Annotated in this window: 14 protein-coding genes and 2 tRNA genes; 11 read left to right on the forward strand and 5 right to left on the reverse strand. The window is 70.7% G+C overall.

Going from position 1 to position 13,041, the window contains the following annotated elements:
- The first annotated feature begins 12 nt into the window (after positions 1 to 12).
- From ACWC24_RS03150 to ACWC24_RS03165, 4 genes are all read left to right on the forward strand, one after another.
- The gene (locus ACWC24_RS03150) at positions 13 to 756 is read left to right on the forward strand and encodes a DUF3566 domain-containing protein (protein WP_450661102.1); all 744 of its coding nucleotides are present in this window, start codon (positions 13 to 15) and stop codon (positions 754 to 756) included.
- A gap of 111 nt (positions 757 to 867) precedes the next feature.
- Positions 868 to 944: transfer RNA gene (locus ACWC24_RS03155), tRNA-Ile, on the forward strand.
- Between the two features lie 330 nt (positions 945 to 1,274).
- Entirely contained in the window at positions 1,275 to 2,015 is a 741-nt protein-coding gene (locus ACWC24_RS03160) for a hypothetical protein (RefSeq protein WP_450661103.1), read from the forward strand.
- The gene (locus ACWC24_RS03165; protein ID WP_450661104.1) at positions 2,012 to 2,914 is read left to right on the forward strand and encodes an alpha/beta hydrolase; all 903 of its coding nucleotides are present in this window, start codon (positions 2,012 to 2,014) and stop codon (positions 2,912 to 2,914) included. The genes ACWC24_RS03160 and ACWC24_RS03165 overlap by 4 nt, the downstream gene beginning before the upstream one ends.
- Before the next feature lie 80 nt (positions 2,915 to 2,994).
- Here ACWC24_RS03165 and ACWC24_RS03170 read toward each other — a convergent pair whose 3' ends face one another.
- A complete protein-coding gene (locus tag ACWC24_RS03170; protein ID WP_450661105.1) occupies positions 2,995 to 3,354 on the reverse strand; it encodes a DUF6344 domain-containing protein in 360 nt (119 codons plus the stop codon).
- Between the two features lie 361 nt (positions 3,355 to 3,715).
- Between ACWC24_RS03170 and ACWC24_RS03175 the strand changes: the two genes are divergently transcribed.
- Together ACWC24_RS03175 and ACWC24_RS03180 are read left to right on the forward strand one after the other, a co-directional pair.
- Positions 3,716 to 3,844, forward strand: a complete 129-nt coding sequence (locus ACWC24_RS03175; RefSeq protein WP_003999697.1) for a DLW-39 family protein — start codon at positions 3,716 to 3,718, stop codon at positions 3,842 to 3,844.
- A gap of 262 nt (positions 3,845 to 4,106) precedes the next feature.
- On the forward strand, positions 4,107 to 5,393 hold the full coding sequence (locus tag ACWC24_RS03180; protein WP_450661411.1) for a hypothetical protein: 1,287 nt from the start codon (positions 4,107 to 4,109) through the stop codon (positions 5,391 to 5,393).
- On the opposite strand, the gene ACWC24_RS03185 is transcribed toward ACWC24_RS03180, so the two are convergent.
- Both ACWC24_RS03185 and ACWC24_RS03190 read right to left on the reverse strand, forming a co-directional pair.
- Positions 5,357 to 6,925, reverse strand: coding sequence for a protein kinase domain-containing protein (locus tag ACWC24_RS03185; protein ID WP_450661106.1), 1,569 nt, complete (start codon positions 6,923 to 6,925; stop codon positions 5,357 to 5,359). The two genes, ACWC24_RS03180 and ACWC24_RS03185, sit on opposite strands and share 37 nt — an antisense overlap.
- Before the next feature lie 155 nt (positions 6,926 to 7,080).
- On the reverse strand, positions 7,081 to 7,629 hold the full coding sequence (locus ACWC24_RS03190; RefSeq protein ID WP_450661107.1) for a helix-turn-helix domain-containing protein: 549 nt from the start codon (positions 7,627 to 7,629) through the stop codon (positions 7,081 to 7,083).
- A gap of 182 nt (positions 7,630 to 7,811) precedes the next feature.
- Here ACWC24_RS03190 and ACWC24_RS03195 point away from each other — a divergent pair.
- Positions 7,812 to 7,884 (forward strand) — tRNA-Ala (locus ACWC24_RS03195).
- 390 nt (positions 7,885 to 8,274) lie between these two features.
- On the opposite strand, the gene ACWC24_RS03200 is transcribed toward ACWC24_RS03195, so the two are convergent.
- A complete protein-coding gene (locus ACWC24_RS03200) occupies positions 8,275 to 8,973 on the reverse strand; it encodes a DUF5324 family protein (protein ID WP_450661108.1) in 699 nt (232 codons plus the stop codon).
- 362 nt (positions 8,974 to 9,335) lie between these two features.
- Here ACWC24_RS03200 and ACWC24_RS03205 point away from each other — a divergent pair, with 362 nt between their 5' ends.
- Both ACWC24_RS03205 and ACWC24_RS03210 read left to right on the forward strand, forming a co-directional pair.
- Positions 9,336 to 9,869 carry a peptidylprolyl isomerase gene (locus tag ACWC24_RS03205; RefSeq protein WP_450661109.1) on the forward strand — a complete coding sequence of 178 codons (534 nt, stop codon included), beginning with the start codon at positions 9,336 to 9,338 and terminating at the stop codon, positions 9,867 to 9,869.
- A gap of 143 nt (positions 9,870 to 10,012) precedes the next feature.
- On the forward strand, positions 10,013 to 10,888 hold the full coding sequence (locus ACWC24_RS03210) for a rhomboid family intramembrane serine protease (RefSeq protein WP_450661110.1): 876 nt from the start codon (positions 10,013 to 10,015) through the stop codon (positions 10,886 to 10,888).
- A gap of 245 nt (positions 10,889 to 11,133) precedes the next feature.
- On the opposite strand, the gene crgA is transcribed toward ACWC24_RS03210, so the two are convergent.
- Positions 11,134 to 11,388, reverse strand: a complete 255-nt coding sequence (crgA, locus tag ACWC24_RS03215) for a cell division protein CrgA (RefSeq protein WP_162468105.1) — start codon at positions 11,386 to 11,388, stop codon at positions 11,134 to 11,136.
- 141 nt (positions 11,389 to 11,529) lie between these two features.
- Between crgA and ACWC24_RS03220 the strand changes: the two genes are divergently transcribed.
- Both ACWC24_RS03220 and ACWC24_RS03225 read left to right on the forward strand, forming a co-directional pair.
- Positions 11,530 to 12,312: a DUF881 domain-containing protein gene (locus tag ACWC24_RS03220; RefSeq protein ID WP_450661111.1), complete on the forward strand. Its 783-nt coding sequence runs from the start codon at positions 11,530 to 11,532 to the stop codon at positions 12,310 to 12,312.
- 35 nt (positions 12,313 to 12,347) lie between these two features.
- Positions 12,348 to 13,040, forward strand: coding sequence for a class E sortase (locus tag ACWC24_RS03225; protein ID WP_450661112.1), 693 nt, complete (start codon positions 12,348 to 12,350; stop codon positions 13,038 to 13,040).
- Position 13,041 lies beyond the last annotated feature (1 nt).

Consider the following 13,041-nt stretch of genomic DNA (forward strand, 5'->3'; position numbering starts at 1 on the left):
GAGTGAGTCATCGTGAGCGGAGCCACAGGCGCCGGACCGTCCAGTACCTCGATCGGTACGGAAACGGACGGCGGCGGTCGTGGCTCCGCCACGCATGCGACAGACTCGCACTCGACTGACACTCATGGATCCCAGGGGGGAACTGTGACGGACACCCGAGGCCCGCAGGCCCAGCAGACGGCTGGATCGGGCCCGGCCGCCCCGGCCGCCCCGGCGCAGCCGCCCGGCCAGCCCGGCACGCACGCCGGCTCACCGCTGCCGGGGGAGCGCCAGCCCCAGCAGCCCGCCGGGCCGTACCACCCGCCGCAGGCCTATCAGACGCCCGCGCCCGCCGCCCCGGCGTCCGCCGTGCGCAGGCCGCGTACCGGCGCCCGTACGACGCCACGGGTGCGCAAGGCCCGCCTGCGGGTCGCCAAGGCCGACCCGTGGTCGGTGATGAAGGTCAGCTTCCTGCTCTCCATCGCCCTGGGAATCTGCACGATCGTCGCGGCGGCCGTGCTGTGGATGGTCATGGACGCGATGGGCGTCTTCTCGACCGTCGGCGGCACCATCTCCGAGGCCACCGGCTCGAACGAGTCGAACGGCTTCGACCTCCAGTCGTTCCTCTCCCTGCCGAACGTCCTGATGTTCACGTCGATCATCGCGGTGATCGACGTCATCCTCGCCACGGCTCTCGCGACCCTCGGCGCGTTCATCTACAACCTCTCGGCGGGCTTCGTGGGCGGCGTCGAGCTGACGCTGGCCGAGGACGAATGACCCCTGCGGACGGTCTCGCCGACGCCCCGGCGACAACCGATTTTGGGACTGCCCAGGTCGTGCGCTAATCTTCAGGAGTCAGCGCGCGGGACACACACCGCAAAGCGCGGCGGGGCTATAGCTCAGTTGGTTAGAGCGCATCCCTGATAAGGATGAGGCCACAGGTTCAAATCCTGTTAGCCCCACCAGTTAAAAGACCCCCGGTCCACTTGGACCGGGGGTCTTTTGCGTCGGCGGTCGACATCCGCCGACGCGGCCGGCCGGTGCCTCCGCAGGTGCGGCTGAGCGGTCCGGTGGGGGTTCCCGGACCCACGGTGCGGTCCAGGCTCCCTGAGGCGTCTGGTGGGCAGCTGAGGGGCCGTGCCGCGCCGCCTGTTCCGACCGGACTGCCGTGGCGTCCCGTGACGCCTGACCGTGAGGGAGGTCATAGGGGTGTGCGGACCGGCGAGAGTCTAAAGTCCCTTTTTCAGATGGGGAGTTGGGGCGCGGGGTGAGGCCCGCGGGAGAGGAGGACCTCGATGTCGTACGACGGTGAGGGGAATCTGGCGCCGGGATTCGGCACGCTCACGTACGCGGCGCTGACGGCCGAGGCGCGACGCCAGGCGGCGCTGCCCAGACCGAAGGCGCGCGTCCGCCGGGAGGCGGACGTCCGGACGGCGCCGTGGTGGCGGGTGCGGACGCTGCGGGGGATCTCGGGTCTGTCCTTACTGGTCCCGGCGGTGATCTACGCGGTCGCCGTCCTGGTGATCTACGCGCTGACCGGGTTGGCGGAGGCCCTGGCCCTGCTCGTGTTCGCGGTGGGCCTGGCGCTCTTCGGGGGCTACCGTCTGCGCAGTGGTGGCGGTGCCACGGCCAGGGCCCTGGCCGACGCGGCCTGCGCGCCCGGCCCCGTGTCCAAGCGGTACGCCCTGGTGTACGACCCGCCCTGGGGCGGGACCGCCCTGCTGGTGCTGTTCCCGGCCGAAGGGGGCGACCAGGTCCGGCCCGAGGCGGTACTGGAGCTCCAGCCGCTGCCGCTGCCCCAACCCCGGTTCCCGGGGACGCGCGCGCTTCCGGCCGACCTGCCCGTGGAGCCCGCGGGCCTGCTCGAACTCCATGGCCGTACGGACGACTCCCCCCTGGGCGTTCCGTGGATCGACGGGAGCGCGTACTGGCCGAAGCGTTCCTACGGTCCCGACGACCTGAAGGGGGCGGAGGGCCGGGCCCTGCTGGAGCGGCTGGGGGCCGACGCGGGGGACGGGGAAGCGGTCGAGTCGTGAACTCCTCGCCCGAGCCGTCGTCCTCACTGCTCGGCGTGCCTGGTCGGCCCGGTCTGCCCGACATGGTCGTCCGCCTGCGCGCCGCGGCGCACGAGCGGCGGGCCGTCCGTCCACGGGGACCCGAACTTCCCCGGGTGGAGGACGCCTTCGTCGCCACGGAGGCCGGAGCCGTGCCGGTCCGCCGCTACCGTCCCGGTGGCGGGCCGCGCCCGCTGCTGGTGTACCTGCACGGCGGCGGGTTCGTCTTCGGCGACCTCGACACCCACGACCGCACCTGCCGTCGTATCGCCCGGGCCTGCGACCTGGACGTCCTCGCGGTCGGCTACCGGCTGGCCCCCGAGCATCCCCACCCGGCCGCCGTCCGGGACGCCGTCGCGGTGCTGCGCGCCGTGCGGCCCGACGCGGTGGCCGGTGACAGCGCAGGCGGCTTCCTCGCCACCGCGGCATGCCTGGTGCTGCGCGACGAGGGCGGGCCGCTGCCCGCGTTGCAGGCACTGTTCTGCCCGAACACCGATCTGTTGCTCCGTCATCCGTCCATCGTGGAGAAGGGCACCGGATACGGCCTGGACGCGGACGTGCTCGCCGTCTTCGTCGAGCAGTTCGTCCCGGACCCCGCCCGGCGCCGCGCCGCCTCCCCGCTGCACGCCGACGATCTGTCAGGACTGCCCGGCGCCCTGATCGTCACCGCCGAGCACGACGCGCTGCGTGACGAGGGCGACGCCTACGCCCACCGGCTCGCGCAGGCCGGTGTGCCGGTCCGGCACCGGGTCGAACCCGGGCTCGTGCACGGCTTCATCCAGGGCATGGACCTCACCGACCCGGCCGCGGCGGCCGCCCACGAGCGTCTCTTCGCCGATCTGCGGGAGCTGGTCCCGCGCCGTCGGGGCCTGTCCGGCTGACGCAGAGGCCCTCGACCTGAATCAGGTCGAGGGCCTCTGCGTGGTCGTCGGTGCCGTGGGCGGGTTCGCCCGCCGTCCTGTCACTGCTGGAGGGGCGTGGGCGGTTCGTCAGGGGAGTCGGGGCCTTCACGGAGGGACCGGACCGGCGGGGCCGCTTCGGTGTCCGTCACCGAGCAGTTGCGGCAACTGGGGGACTTCCCGTGGGCCTCGGCGTGGATGCGCTGTTTCATCGTGGGAGGCAGGTTCCGGTCGAGGGACCATAGCCAGGGGGCCGGGGCCGGCGCCGTCATCCCGAGGGCGTTGCCGCTGCTCTTGCGGACGGGTTCGGTCCGGGCTACCGCCGTCGTGGCGGTCGTCGTGACGAGTCCGAGCGCCGTGCACAGCGCGAGGAAGGCGGTGACGACGACGGTCCACAGCTTCATGACCTGGGTGCGGCCCATGGCCCCTCACTTTCGGGTCGGTCGATTTGCGTACTTTGTTCATGATGTGTATGTCGGTCGCGAAGTGGTGGACCGACGCCCATGACGCGTCGATCTTCGGATCAACACCACACGGACGGGTGCAAGGCGGACCAGAAATCGGAAGAAGGGGAGCAGGCGGGCACGATGCGGGCGAGGTCGCCGTGCGTGCAGGGGTGCTCACTCTCCGGTCGCCGTGCTGGTCGGAGCGGTTCGAGCCGCTCGTACTGCGCTGTCCCGGACCGCAGTTGGGGGCCCCGATGCAGGTCACTGATCGGTATCGGCCGGTGTGTATAGTCGGGCGCCAGAGGTCCCCTACGTCAAGGAAAGACGAGGTCGCGCGGTGAAGAAGCTTCTCCTGGTCGCACTGGCCGCCATCGGCGGGCTCCTCGTGTACCGCCAGATCCAGGCGGATCGCGCCGAGCAGGATCTGTGGACGGAGGCGACTGACTCCGTGCCCACGGGTTCGTGAGTACCGACACCGGATTCTGAACAGACCCCGACCGCCCCTGCGGTCGGGGTTTTGCGTTGTCCGCGGCCACCGGTTTCGGACGCTCGTACGGATTTGCCGGGTGGCCAGCGGCCCGGCGGGGCAGGATGGGCGACGTTCCGGTCCGGCAGCGGCGAGGGGGCGCGTGGTGGGGCGCGTGTGGGGACGTTGTACGAGGGCGTGGAGACACGCCGGGGTCCGGCGGAGGCGAGCTCGGGCGCGCGCGGTTGCCGCGACAGCGGTTCTGTGCTCCGTGTCGGCCGTCGCGGCCGTGCCGGGCGCGGCTGCCGCCACCCGGACGTCGTCCGCGTCGTCCGCGTCGTCCGCGTCTCCCGGCTACGCGTTCGCCGACGGCGATCGGACGGTCGTCGGCGCGGGCGGGACCGCGGACGCCGGGCGCCTGGATGCCGGGGAGACCTACCGGAGCACCCTCGGCGAGAGCGGCAAGACCTACTACCGCCTGGAGCTCGACGACACGTCGAGCGTGTACGCCTCCGCCACCGCCGTACCCGCCCCGGACGCCTCGATCGGCGCCGTGGACGGGATCAGGGTCTCCGTGCAGGATTCCGACGGCCACGCCTGCTCGTACGACTCGGCGACCTTCGGAGCCGCCCGCAGTCCGCGGCCCGTCACGGCGTGGGGCGCGCGGGAGGTGTCCCCGGCCAAGGCCCTGTGTCGGCAGCCGGGCACGTACTACCTGCTCGTGGAGCGGCTCGGTACGACGGACACCGCGCCGGGGGTCTGGGACCTGGAACTCGCCGTGTTCTCGGAGCCCCGGCCGGAGAAGGCCGGCGCGACGCGTGCGCCCGAGGTCTGGAACTCCACCTCCCCCGCTCCGCTCGCGGACGAGCCGCACGAGCGGCAGGGCGGCGCGGGCTTCGGCTCGGCGACCGCGGTCGACCAGGGGGTCTGGCGGTCCGACATCGTGCCCGGACAGACGCTCTTCTACAAGGTGCCCGTCGACTGGGGGCAACAGCTCTACGCCACCGCCGACCTGGGCAGCGCGAGCGGCGGCAGCGGCTATGCAGTGGGAGCGCTGGTGCTGTCGCTGCACAACCCGGTGCGCGCGCAGGTCGAGGACGTGGGCGTCAGCTACGACGGCAAGCAGAAGTCCGCCGCGCTCGCCCCCGTGCCACCGGTCCGCTACGTCAACCGCTACGACCCCACCGACGCGGTCGGCGCGGTGCGCTTCGCCGGTTCCTACTACCTGGTGGTGCATCTCGCCGCGCAGGTGGCCGACCGGTTCGGCGCCGGTCCGTTCGGGCTGACCCTGCGGGTGCGGGTCGGTGGCGCGGGGGAGGCCGGGCCCGGATATGCGGGCCGGTCCGCGCCGCAGGGCGTTTTCGAGGTCACGGAGCGGGACCGGGCGGCCGCGGACGGTGCCCCGGGCCGCAGCACCGCGATGGCGGCGCTCGCCGCGGGCGGGATCGGTACGGGCAGTGTGCTGCTGCTGGGCCTCGGGCTGTGGACGGCGGCAGCGCGCCGCAGGGACGCTCAGACGCGGGCCAGCGCCCAGAACCCCACGGCGTAGCAGGCCAGCGCGAGCAGCAGCAGCGGGACGGCCACCCGGGCGGGCGGGCCGGGGCGGCGCCGGGCACGGTGGCGCGGGGTCTCCCCGGCCGCCGGTGGCGTCCGGGGGACCTGGGCGGTGTACGAGGCGGTGGAGGCGTCGGCGTGCTCCGGCTGCGGACGGGCGGCCGGGAGCGGGGACGCGGGCGGGGTGTACGTGGGCCCGTCGGGCGAGGCGGGTACGGGCTGCCGGGGTGCGGGGACAGCGGGGGTGGGCGTCCCGGGCGGCGGAAGGTGGAAGCTGCCGGTGTCCGACATGGACGCCGGGCGGGACGGAGCCGTGGCGGCCGGGGCAGCCGCGTGGGCGGACCGGGACGCGGCGGAGTGCTCCGGGGCCGGGGCCGGGGCCGGAGGCAGGGACGCAGAGGGGGACGGGGGGCTCGGGCTCAGGCGGGGATCGGTGGGGGCGGTGCCGGAGCCTGCCGTGCGGAGCGTGGTGCCGGTGCTGTGCCTGCGCCCACCGTCCGGGGGGCCGCCCGCCTGACCGGTGGCGGTGTTCCTGTCCGCAGCGGCGGGCGCGTCCGAGGTGCTGCTCGGGTCGGGGGTGGTGCCCGGGTCCGCCGGGGTGGCGGAGGCGGGCCGCGGCGGCCGGGGTCCGGGGGACGGTGGCGGTCCGAGGGGGCCGTCGGGACCGAACCCGGCGGGGAGCGGACCGAGTTGGTCGAAGATCTCGATCAGATCGTCGTCGAAGCCCGGTCTCGGCAGCAGTTCGGCGGCTGCCCCGAGCGCCTTGCGCGCTCCCGTGGCCGTACGGAACCGGGCCTGCGGGTCCGGCTGCAACAGCATCGCCACGACCTGCCAGAGCGGCTCGGGGATGCCCTCGGGCGCTCCCGGCGTCCCGTGCGCCGCGAAGTACTGCACCAGTGCCTTGGCGTCGGGCTTGGCACCCTCCAGCAGATACAGCGCGACCAGTCCCACGGCGAAGAGGTCGGCCGCGAAGTCCGGTTCCGCGCCCATCAACTGTTCGGGCGCGAGATAACCGGGCGTCCCCACCACGAGGTTGGTCTCCGTCAGACGGGGCTCGCCGAGCCGCATCGCGATGCCGAAGTCGGACAGCCGCAGCCGGGGACGGCCCGTCCCGGTGGCTTCGAGCAGCACGTTGGCGGGTTTGATGTCGCGGTGCACGACGCCTTCCGTGTGCACCGCGGACAGTCCGGACAGGAGCTGGTCGATCAGGGTGCAGACGAACGCCGGTGGCAGCGGGCCGTAGTCGCCGATCAGGTGTACCAGCGAACCACCCGCGACCAGGTCCATGGTGAACAGGACCTTGTCGTCGTCGGCGGCCCAGCTGGCGGGCGCGAGCACATGGGGATGGTCGATGCGCATCGCCTGCTCGCGCACGAAGCGCAGCAGCGAGTGCGCGTCGCTCTGCTGGAGGACCTTGGCGGCCACGTAGCGGCGTCGGCGGTGGTCCCAGGCGCGCCAGACGGCGCCGACCCCGCCGCGTCCGATCGGGTCGGCCAGTTCGTACCGGCCGGCGAAGACCTCACCCATGGCTGTGCGCTGCTCCTCCCCCTGAGGCGTTCCCTCTTGCCCTTCCCCCGCGGCAAGGGCGACGACTCCTCCCACGGTGGGCGCAACGGCCTGTGCCTGCCCCTCAGGGCATCGGCCCGGTCCCCGAACCCCCTTCGGTCACCGGGCCGTCGGCGTCAGCTCTGGTGGGACTGGTAGTGCGTCACCGCGTCCGAGGTGCGGCCGGCGCCGTAGACCCGGAGGAACTCTGCCAGCTCCGGGTGGGTCGGGGCGAGGGTGTCCGCGGCTTCGATGATGTCGCCGGCGGCGGCCACCGACCGCAGCAGCGACTGGATCTCCCGGACCACCCGCTTGACCGTGGGCGCACCCGAACTGCTGGTCGCCTGCGTGCTGTTGCTGAGCACCGAGCCCCCCTGTGACCTCTTGATCTCATCCATCCGCGCGGTGGCCTCGGCGGCGCTGACGCTGCCGTCCGCGACCTGCCCCGCCAGTTCCTGGAGGAGCTGGACCCGCTGCACCACGGCCGGATTGCCGATCTTCGCCCGCTGACCGCTCATCAGCTGGGACAGCATCGGCGCGGACAGGCCCAGCACCCCCGCCAGGCGGGCCTGGTTGAGGCCCAGGTCTTCTATGAGCTTACGGAAGAGCGCCCCCAGCGGCTCCCCGTACCAGTTCCGCTGCAGTTCCCGCGCTCTCGCGGTCGCTTCCTGCTGTGCGGCGTCCATTGCGTCTCCCCATCGCTTCCCCAAGAACCGCGGTTCGCTGTAGCGAACCACGTCGAGCATCTTACGGAGAGTGGTCGCCCACGGGGACCCCCCAACTTTTTGCGAGATACCCGGGATGACCCGGTACTCTGGTCTGCGGCGCCCACCGGGATGTGGTTTCTGCGGTCGGACGCCTTGCTTCCGGGGCCTTAGCTCAGTTGGTAGAGCGCTGTCTTTGCATGGCAGATGTCAGGGGTTCGACTCCCCTAGGCTCCACAGAACAGACCGGCCGGACACCTCACAGGTGTCCGGCCGGTCTTTTGCGTGTTCCGTGACGTGTGTCACTCGGGTGATCCGGAGAGGGGCCCGGGGCGTTGCTGTTCTTTGCGCAAATATGCGCGGAGAGTGGCGTCGGCGACCCGTCCCGAAGGAGCTGGTCAGGCAGGCGTGGCGAACCTTCTCCGACGCGGCGGCCTTGTGTGAAACGGCTTCCGCGCGGCCGTGTGACCGGACGGGTGCGTTGCGTCAAGGAAACGTGTGGGGATTGTGGAGAGCCGGTGCGTTGCAAACGTCACCGCAAAACACGCCTCCGCGGTTCCACGTGAAACATCGCCGAGGGGCGGGGAACCGCCAGGTCCTCCGCCCCTCGGTGGTGCTCGGCCGATGTCAGCCGCGGTCCTCGCGGTCCGCCGCCTCTTCCTCGGCCTCCTTGGCCTGTACCTCGGGATCGAGCGCGGACTGGCTGCCGTCCACCGACGCCAGCCGATTCGACTCGGGCACGTCCGTCGCGGCCGGCGGTTCGACGAGCCACTCCGGGTTGGCCTGCCTGTCCCACCACTTCCATGCGACGAAGGCGCAGGCTGCCACTGCGGCCAGACCGGCCACCACCTTCACGGCCCGCCCGGCCTTCGCCCGCCGCTTGTGCTTGCGGGCGAGTTGCTGGATCTCCTTCGGGGTCACCTGGCCGCGCAGCGCGGCCAGCGCGGCAAGACTGCGGGCGGCCGCCTCGTCCTTGACGGGACCGGCCGCCGCCACCGCCTGCTCGATCTTCGGACGGGAGTAGTCGGCGGCCTGCCGGGCGACCTCGCGGGTGCGGACCGCCGCTTCCTGGGCGGCCTGGTCGACCTTGGGCGGCACATGGGAGAGGGCCTGTTCCAGCCGGGGCGCCAGATGGGCGTCGTACTGGACGCGGGCCTGCTCCGCGGCCTGCGACACCTTGGGCGCGAGCCGTACGCGGGCCTCGGATGCGTAGTACGCGGCCTTCTCCTTGGCCGTGTCGGCGTAGGGCGCCACAACTTCCGCGGCGTGCAGCACGCTGTCCTTCGCCGTTTCGGTCGCGGCGCGCACGCTGTCGATGCGGGTCACGGGTTCCTCCTCCTCGGTGGCGTACGGTAATTCGACTTTCCACCCTTTTACGGATCATGCCTGTCAACGGACGCCGGGGCATGCGCGGACGGTCATACGGGTCATACCGTCCGACTTGTGATCACTTTCATGCAAGAGCGTCTAGGTTGGTGATCAAGTGCAATAGCGGATGAATGCGGAGAATGTGAGCTTGTCGTCGACAATGCCACGGATCGTCGCCGCGTGCCCGTGTCGTGGGAGTACTGGTCTCGTTTTCCGCAAGCAAGTACCCGGATATCCGCACAGAAGGGGTCGTCCGGCGCCGTGTCGCCCGGGCCGTGCGAGGATTCGGGCAGTCACAGGAAGACAACGGAAGGCAGACCGTGGCCGAGCAGCTCTACGCCACCCTGAAGACCAACCATGGCGACATCGAGGTTCGGCTCTTCCCGCACCACACGCCCAAGACGGTCAAGAACTTCGTCGAGCTCGCCCAGGGCGAGCGTGAGTGGACCAACCCCGAGACGGGCGAGAAGTCCACGGCCAGGCTCTACGACGGCACGGTCTTCCACCGGGTGATCAGCGGCTTCATGATCCAGGGCGGTGACCCGCTGGGCAACGGCACCGGCGGCCCCGGTTACCAGTTCGAGGACGAGTTCCACCCGGAGCTCCAGTTCTCGAAGCCCTATCTGCTGGCCATGGCCAACGCCGGCCCGGGCACCAACGGCTCGCAGTTCTTCATCACCGTCTCCCCGACGGCCTGGCTGAACCGCAAGCACACCATCTTCGGCGAGGTCGCCGACGCGGCGAGCCAGAAGGTCGTCGACTCCATCGCATCCGCCCAGACCAATCCGCGCACCGACCGCCCGGTCAACGAGGTCGTCATCGAGTCGGTCGTCGTCGAGACCCGCCAGGGCTGACGCCGAGGCGGCCACGCGTCCGGCGCGCGGGCGCGGCCTTCGACGCGCCGGGCGCCCGTACGTCGAAGCAGGGAACCTTATGCCCCGCTCGTCCGTAAGGATGGGCGGGGCAAGGCATTGCACACGACGATCTAGGGGATGTCATGGACCAGGCTCGCGGCAGTCAACAGGACGCCCAGAGTCTGCCCGGTTGCTACCGGCACCCGGACCGTGAGACCGGGATCCGCTGCACCCGCTGCGAGCGCCCGATCTGCCCCGAGTGCATGGTCAACGCCTCGGTCGGCTTCCAGTGCCCCGACTGCGCCCGTGAATCCGGCGCGGCCGCGGCCAGGCCCCGCACCGTCGCGGGCGGCGCCGTCGCCGCCGATCCGCGGCTGGCCACCAAGGTGCTGATCGGCCTCAACCTGGCCCTCTTCCTGGTCCAGAAGATCGTCGGCGACCGCTTCAGCGAACGGTTCGACCTGCTCGGCCAGGCCTACGTCCCGATCCTGCACTCCGTCGAGGGGATCGCCCAGGGCCAGTGGTACCGGCTGCTCACCTCGATGTTCCTGCACGGCGGCTATGTCCACATCCTGTTCAACATGCTCAGCCTGTGGTGGATCGGCGGCCCCCTGGAGGCGGCCCTCGGCCGGGTCCGCTACCTCGCGCTCTACTTCGTCTCCGGGCTGGCCGGCAGCGCGTTCTGCTATCTGATCGCCGCGCCGAACCAGCCCTCGCTGGGCGCTTCCGGCGCGATCTACGGCCTTTTCGGCGCGATGGTGGTGCTGATGCGCCGGCTCAATTACGACATGCGTCCCATGATCGCGCTGCTGGTGATCAACCTGCTCTTCACCTTCGGCCCGGGCATGAACATCGCCTGGCAGGCACACCTCGGCGGTCTCGTCGCCGGTGTCGCCATCGGCTTCGCCATGGTCCACGCGCCGCGCCGGCACCGTGCACTGGTGCAGTACGGCAGCTGTGCGCTGGTGCTGGCCGTCGTTGTGGGTGTGACGCTGTTGAGGACGTTCCAGCTCACCTGAGCGGATGGTTGTCCACAGCGTGTGGCGGATCTTGTGCACATCGTGCGGGAACAGCTGTGCCCCCTGTCACTGACCCGTGTTTCCCCAGGTCAGACAGGGGGCGAACAAGCTTTCGATGCTGGATGTTTCCGTTACGCAGGCGACAATCCTCGATGAGTTATCCACAGATCGTCGTTCTTTTCCCCACTGTGGAAAACGGCTGTGGATAACTCAGCGGATAGCCGTGGGCAGAGCCCCGGTCCGCGCTACTTCCACTGGGTGGAGACGCCGAATCCCGCCGCGATGAAGCCGAAACCAACCACGATGTTCCAGTTGTCCAGCTTGTCGATGGGCAGGGAGCCGTCGGACACGTAGAAGACGACGATCCAGGCGAGGCCGATGAGGAACATGGCCAGCATGACCGGCGCGACCCAGGCACGGCTGTTGAGCTTGATGGCGGTCGCCTGCTTCGCCGGGGGCGGCGTGTAGTCGGCCTTCTTGCGGATACGTGACTTCGGCACGAGGGTCTCTCCTGTCGATGCGCTGCGTGGCCGCGCAGGGAACTGGGGCTGGCTCGGGGCAGCGTACAAGGGGACTCTTAGCGCTCCCCCGGGCGTCCGTTAGCGTAGTGCTTCCGTGGCGTCGAAGGAGATAAGGGTACGTTGAGCAATTCTGCCGACTCTCCCGGGACCGAATCCAGTCCCGACCACCGCCGGGGCGGTCTCCGACCCGTGCGGGTGCTCACGGTGGCCGTCTTCGCGCTGGCCGGGCTGCTCTTCTTCACCAGCTTCAACACGGCCAAGGGCACCAACATCCGTACGGACACCTCGCTGCTGAAGCTCTCCGACCTCATCCAGGAGCGCAGTCGCAAGAACGGTGAGCTGGACGAGTCCAACGGGGCCCTGCGCAACGACGTCGACTCCCTCGCCGCGGGCGACGACGGCAGCACCGCCGCGGAGGACGCGAAGGTCACGGCCCTGGAGAAGCGGGCGGGGACCCAGAAGCTCAAGGGGGAGGCGATCACGGTCACCCTCAACGACGCCCCGCCGGACGCGACGGCCAAGCTCCCCGGCTACCCCGAGCCGCAGCCCGACTATCTGGTCATCCACCAGCAGGACCTCCAGGCCGTGGTGAACGCCCTGTGGGCGGGCGGGGCCAAGGGCATCAAGGTCATGGACCAGCGGCTGATCTCCACCAGTGCCGTGCGCTGCGTCGGCAACACCCTGATCCTCCAGGGGCGGGTCTACTCGCCGCCGTACAAGATCACGGCCGTCGGTGACCCGGAGAAGCTCCAGAAGGCCCTCGCGGAGGCCCCGGCGATCCAGAACTACATGGTCTACGTCAACGTCTACGGGCTCGGCTGGAAAGTCACCGAGAACGGCACGGTGACTCTGCCCGGCTACTCGGGCACAGTGGATCTGCACTACGCGAAGCCTGTGGGGTAGAAGCACACGGAGTAGAGCGGCCGCCGGGGGGCCCTGTGTCGGTACGTGTGATCGTCAGGACCGTCAGCGAGCTCTGCATCACCGTGGGCACGGTGATCGTGCTCTTCGTCGTCTACGTGCTGTTCTGGACCGGGGTGAAGGCCGACCGGGTCATGGACCACCAGATCGACCAGCTGCAGCAGGAGTGGGCGCACGGGAGTGTCCGGCCGTCGGCGCCCCCCGGTGCCGCCGCCACCGCCCCGGCGCCGACGGCGTACCGCGGCGGCGCCCCCTTCGCGATCATGTACATCCCCCGGCTCGGTTTCACGTGGAACAAACCGGTTCTGGAGGGCACCTCCACCGCCACCCTGAAGAAGGGCCTGGGCCACTACGCGGGCACCGCGCGGCTGGGACAGACGGGCAACTTCTCCGTGGCCGGTCACCGGCGTACGTACGGTGATCCGTTCAAGGACTTTCCGCGGCTGCGCCGGGGGGACGCGGTGGTGCTGACGGACGGGACGACCTGGTTCACGTATCGGATCGACAAAGGGCCCTACAAAACCGTGCCCACGGACGTTGAGGTGATCGCCCCTGTGCCACGTAAGTCCGGGTATACGCGTGCGGGCCGCTATCTGACGTTGACCACGTGCGATCCCGAGTGGGGCCACAGTCACCGGCTGATCGTGTGGGCGCACCTGGACTCCACGCAGCCCGTGGAGGCAGGCGAACCCGAGGCGCTGCGCCGTTAGT

This window comes from Streptomyces sp. NPDC001443 (assembly GCF_053597355.1).

Coding starts and splice junctions, on each gene's coding strand:
- ACWC24_RS03210 (WP_450661110.1), top strand. CDS start 10,013: ATGGACCAGGCTCGCGGCAGTCAACAGGACGCCCAGAGTCTGCCCGGT.
- ACWC24_RS03190 (WP_450661107.1), bottom strand. CDS start 7,629: ATGGACGCCGCACAGCAGGAAGCGACCGCGAGAGCGCGGGAACTGCAG.
- ACWC24_RS03185 (WP_450661106.1), bottom strand. CDS start 6,925: ATGGGTGAGGTCTTCGCCGGCCGGTACGAACTGGCCGACCCGATCGGA.
- ACWC24_RS03160 (WP_450661103.1), top strand. CDS start 1,275: ATGTCGTACGACGGTGAGGGGAATCTGGCGCCGGGATTCGGCACGCTC.
- ACWC24_RS03170 (WP_450661105.1), bottom strand. CDS start 3,354: ATGGGCCGCACCCAGGTCATGAAGCTGTGGACCGTCGTCGTCACCGCC.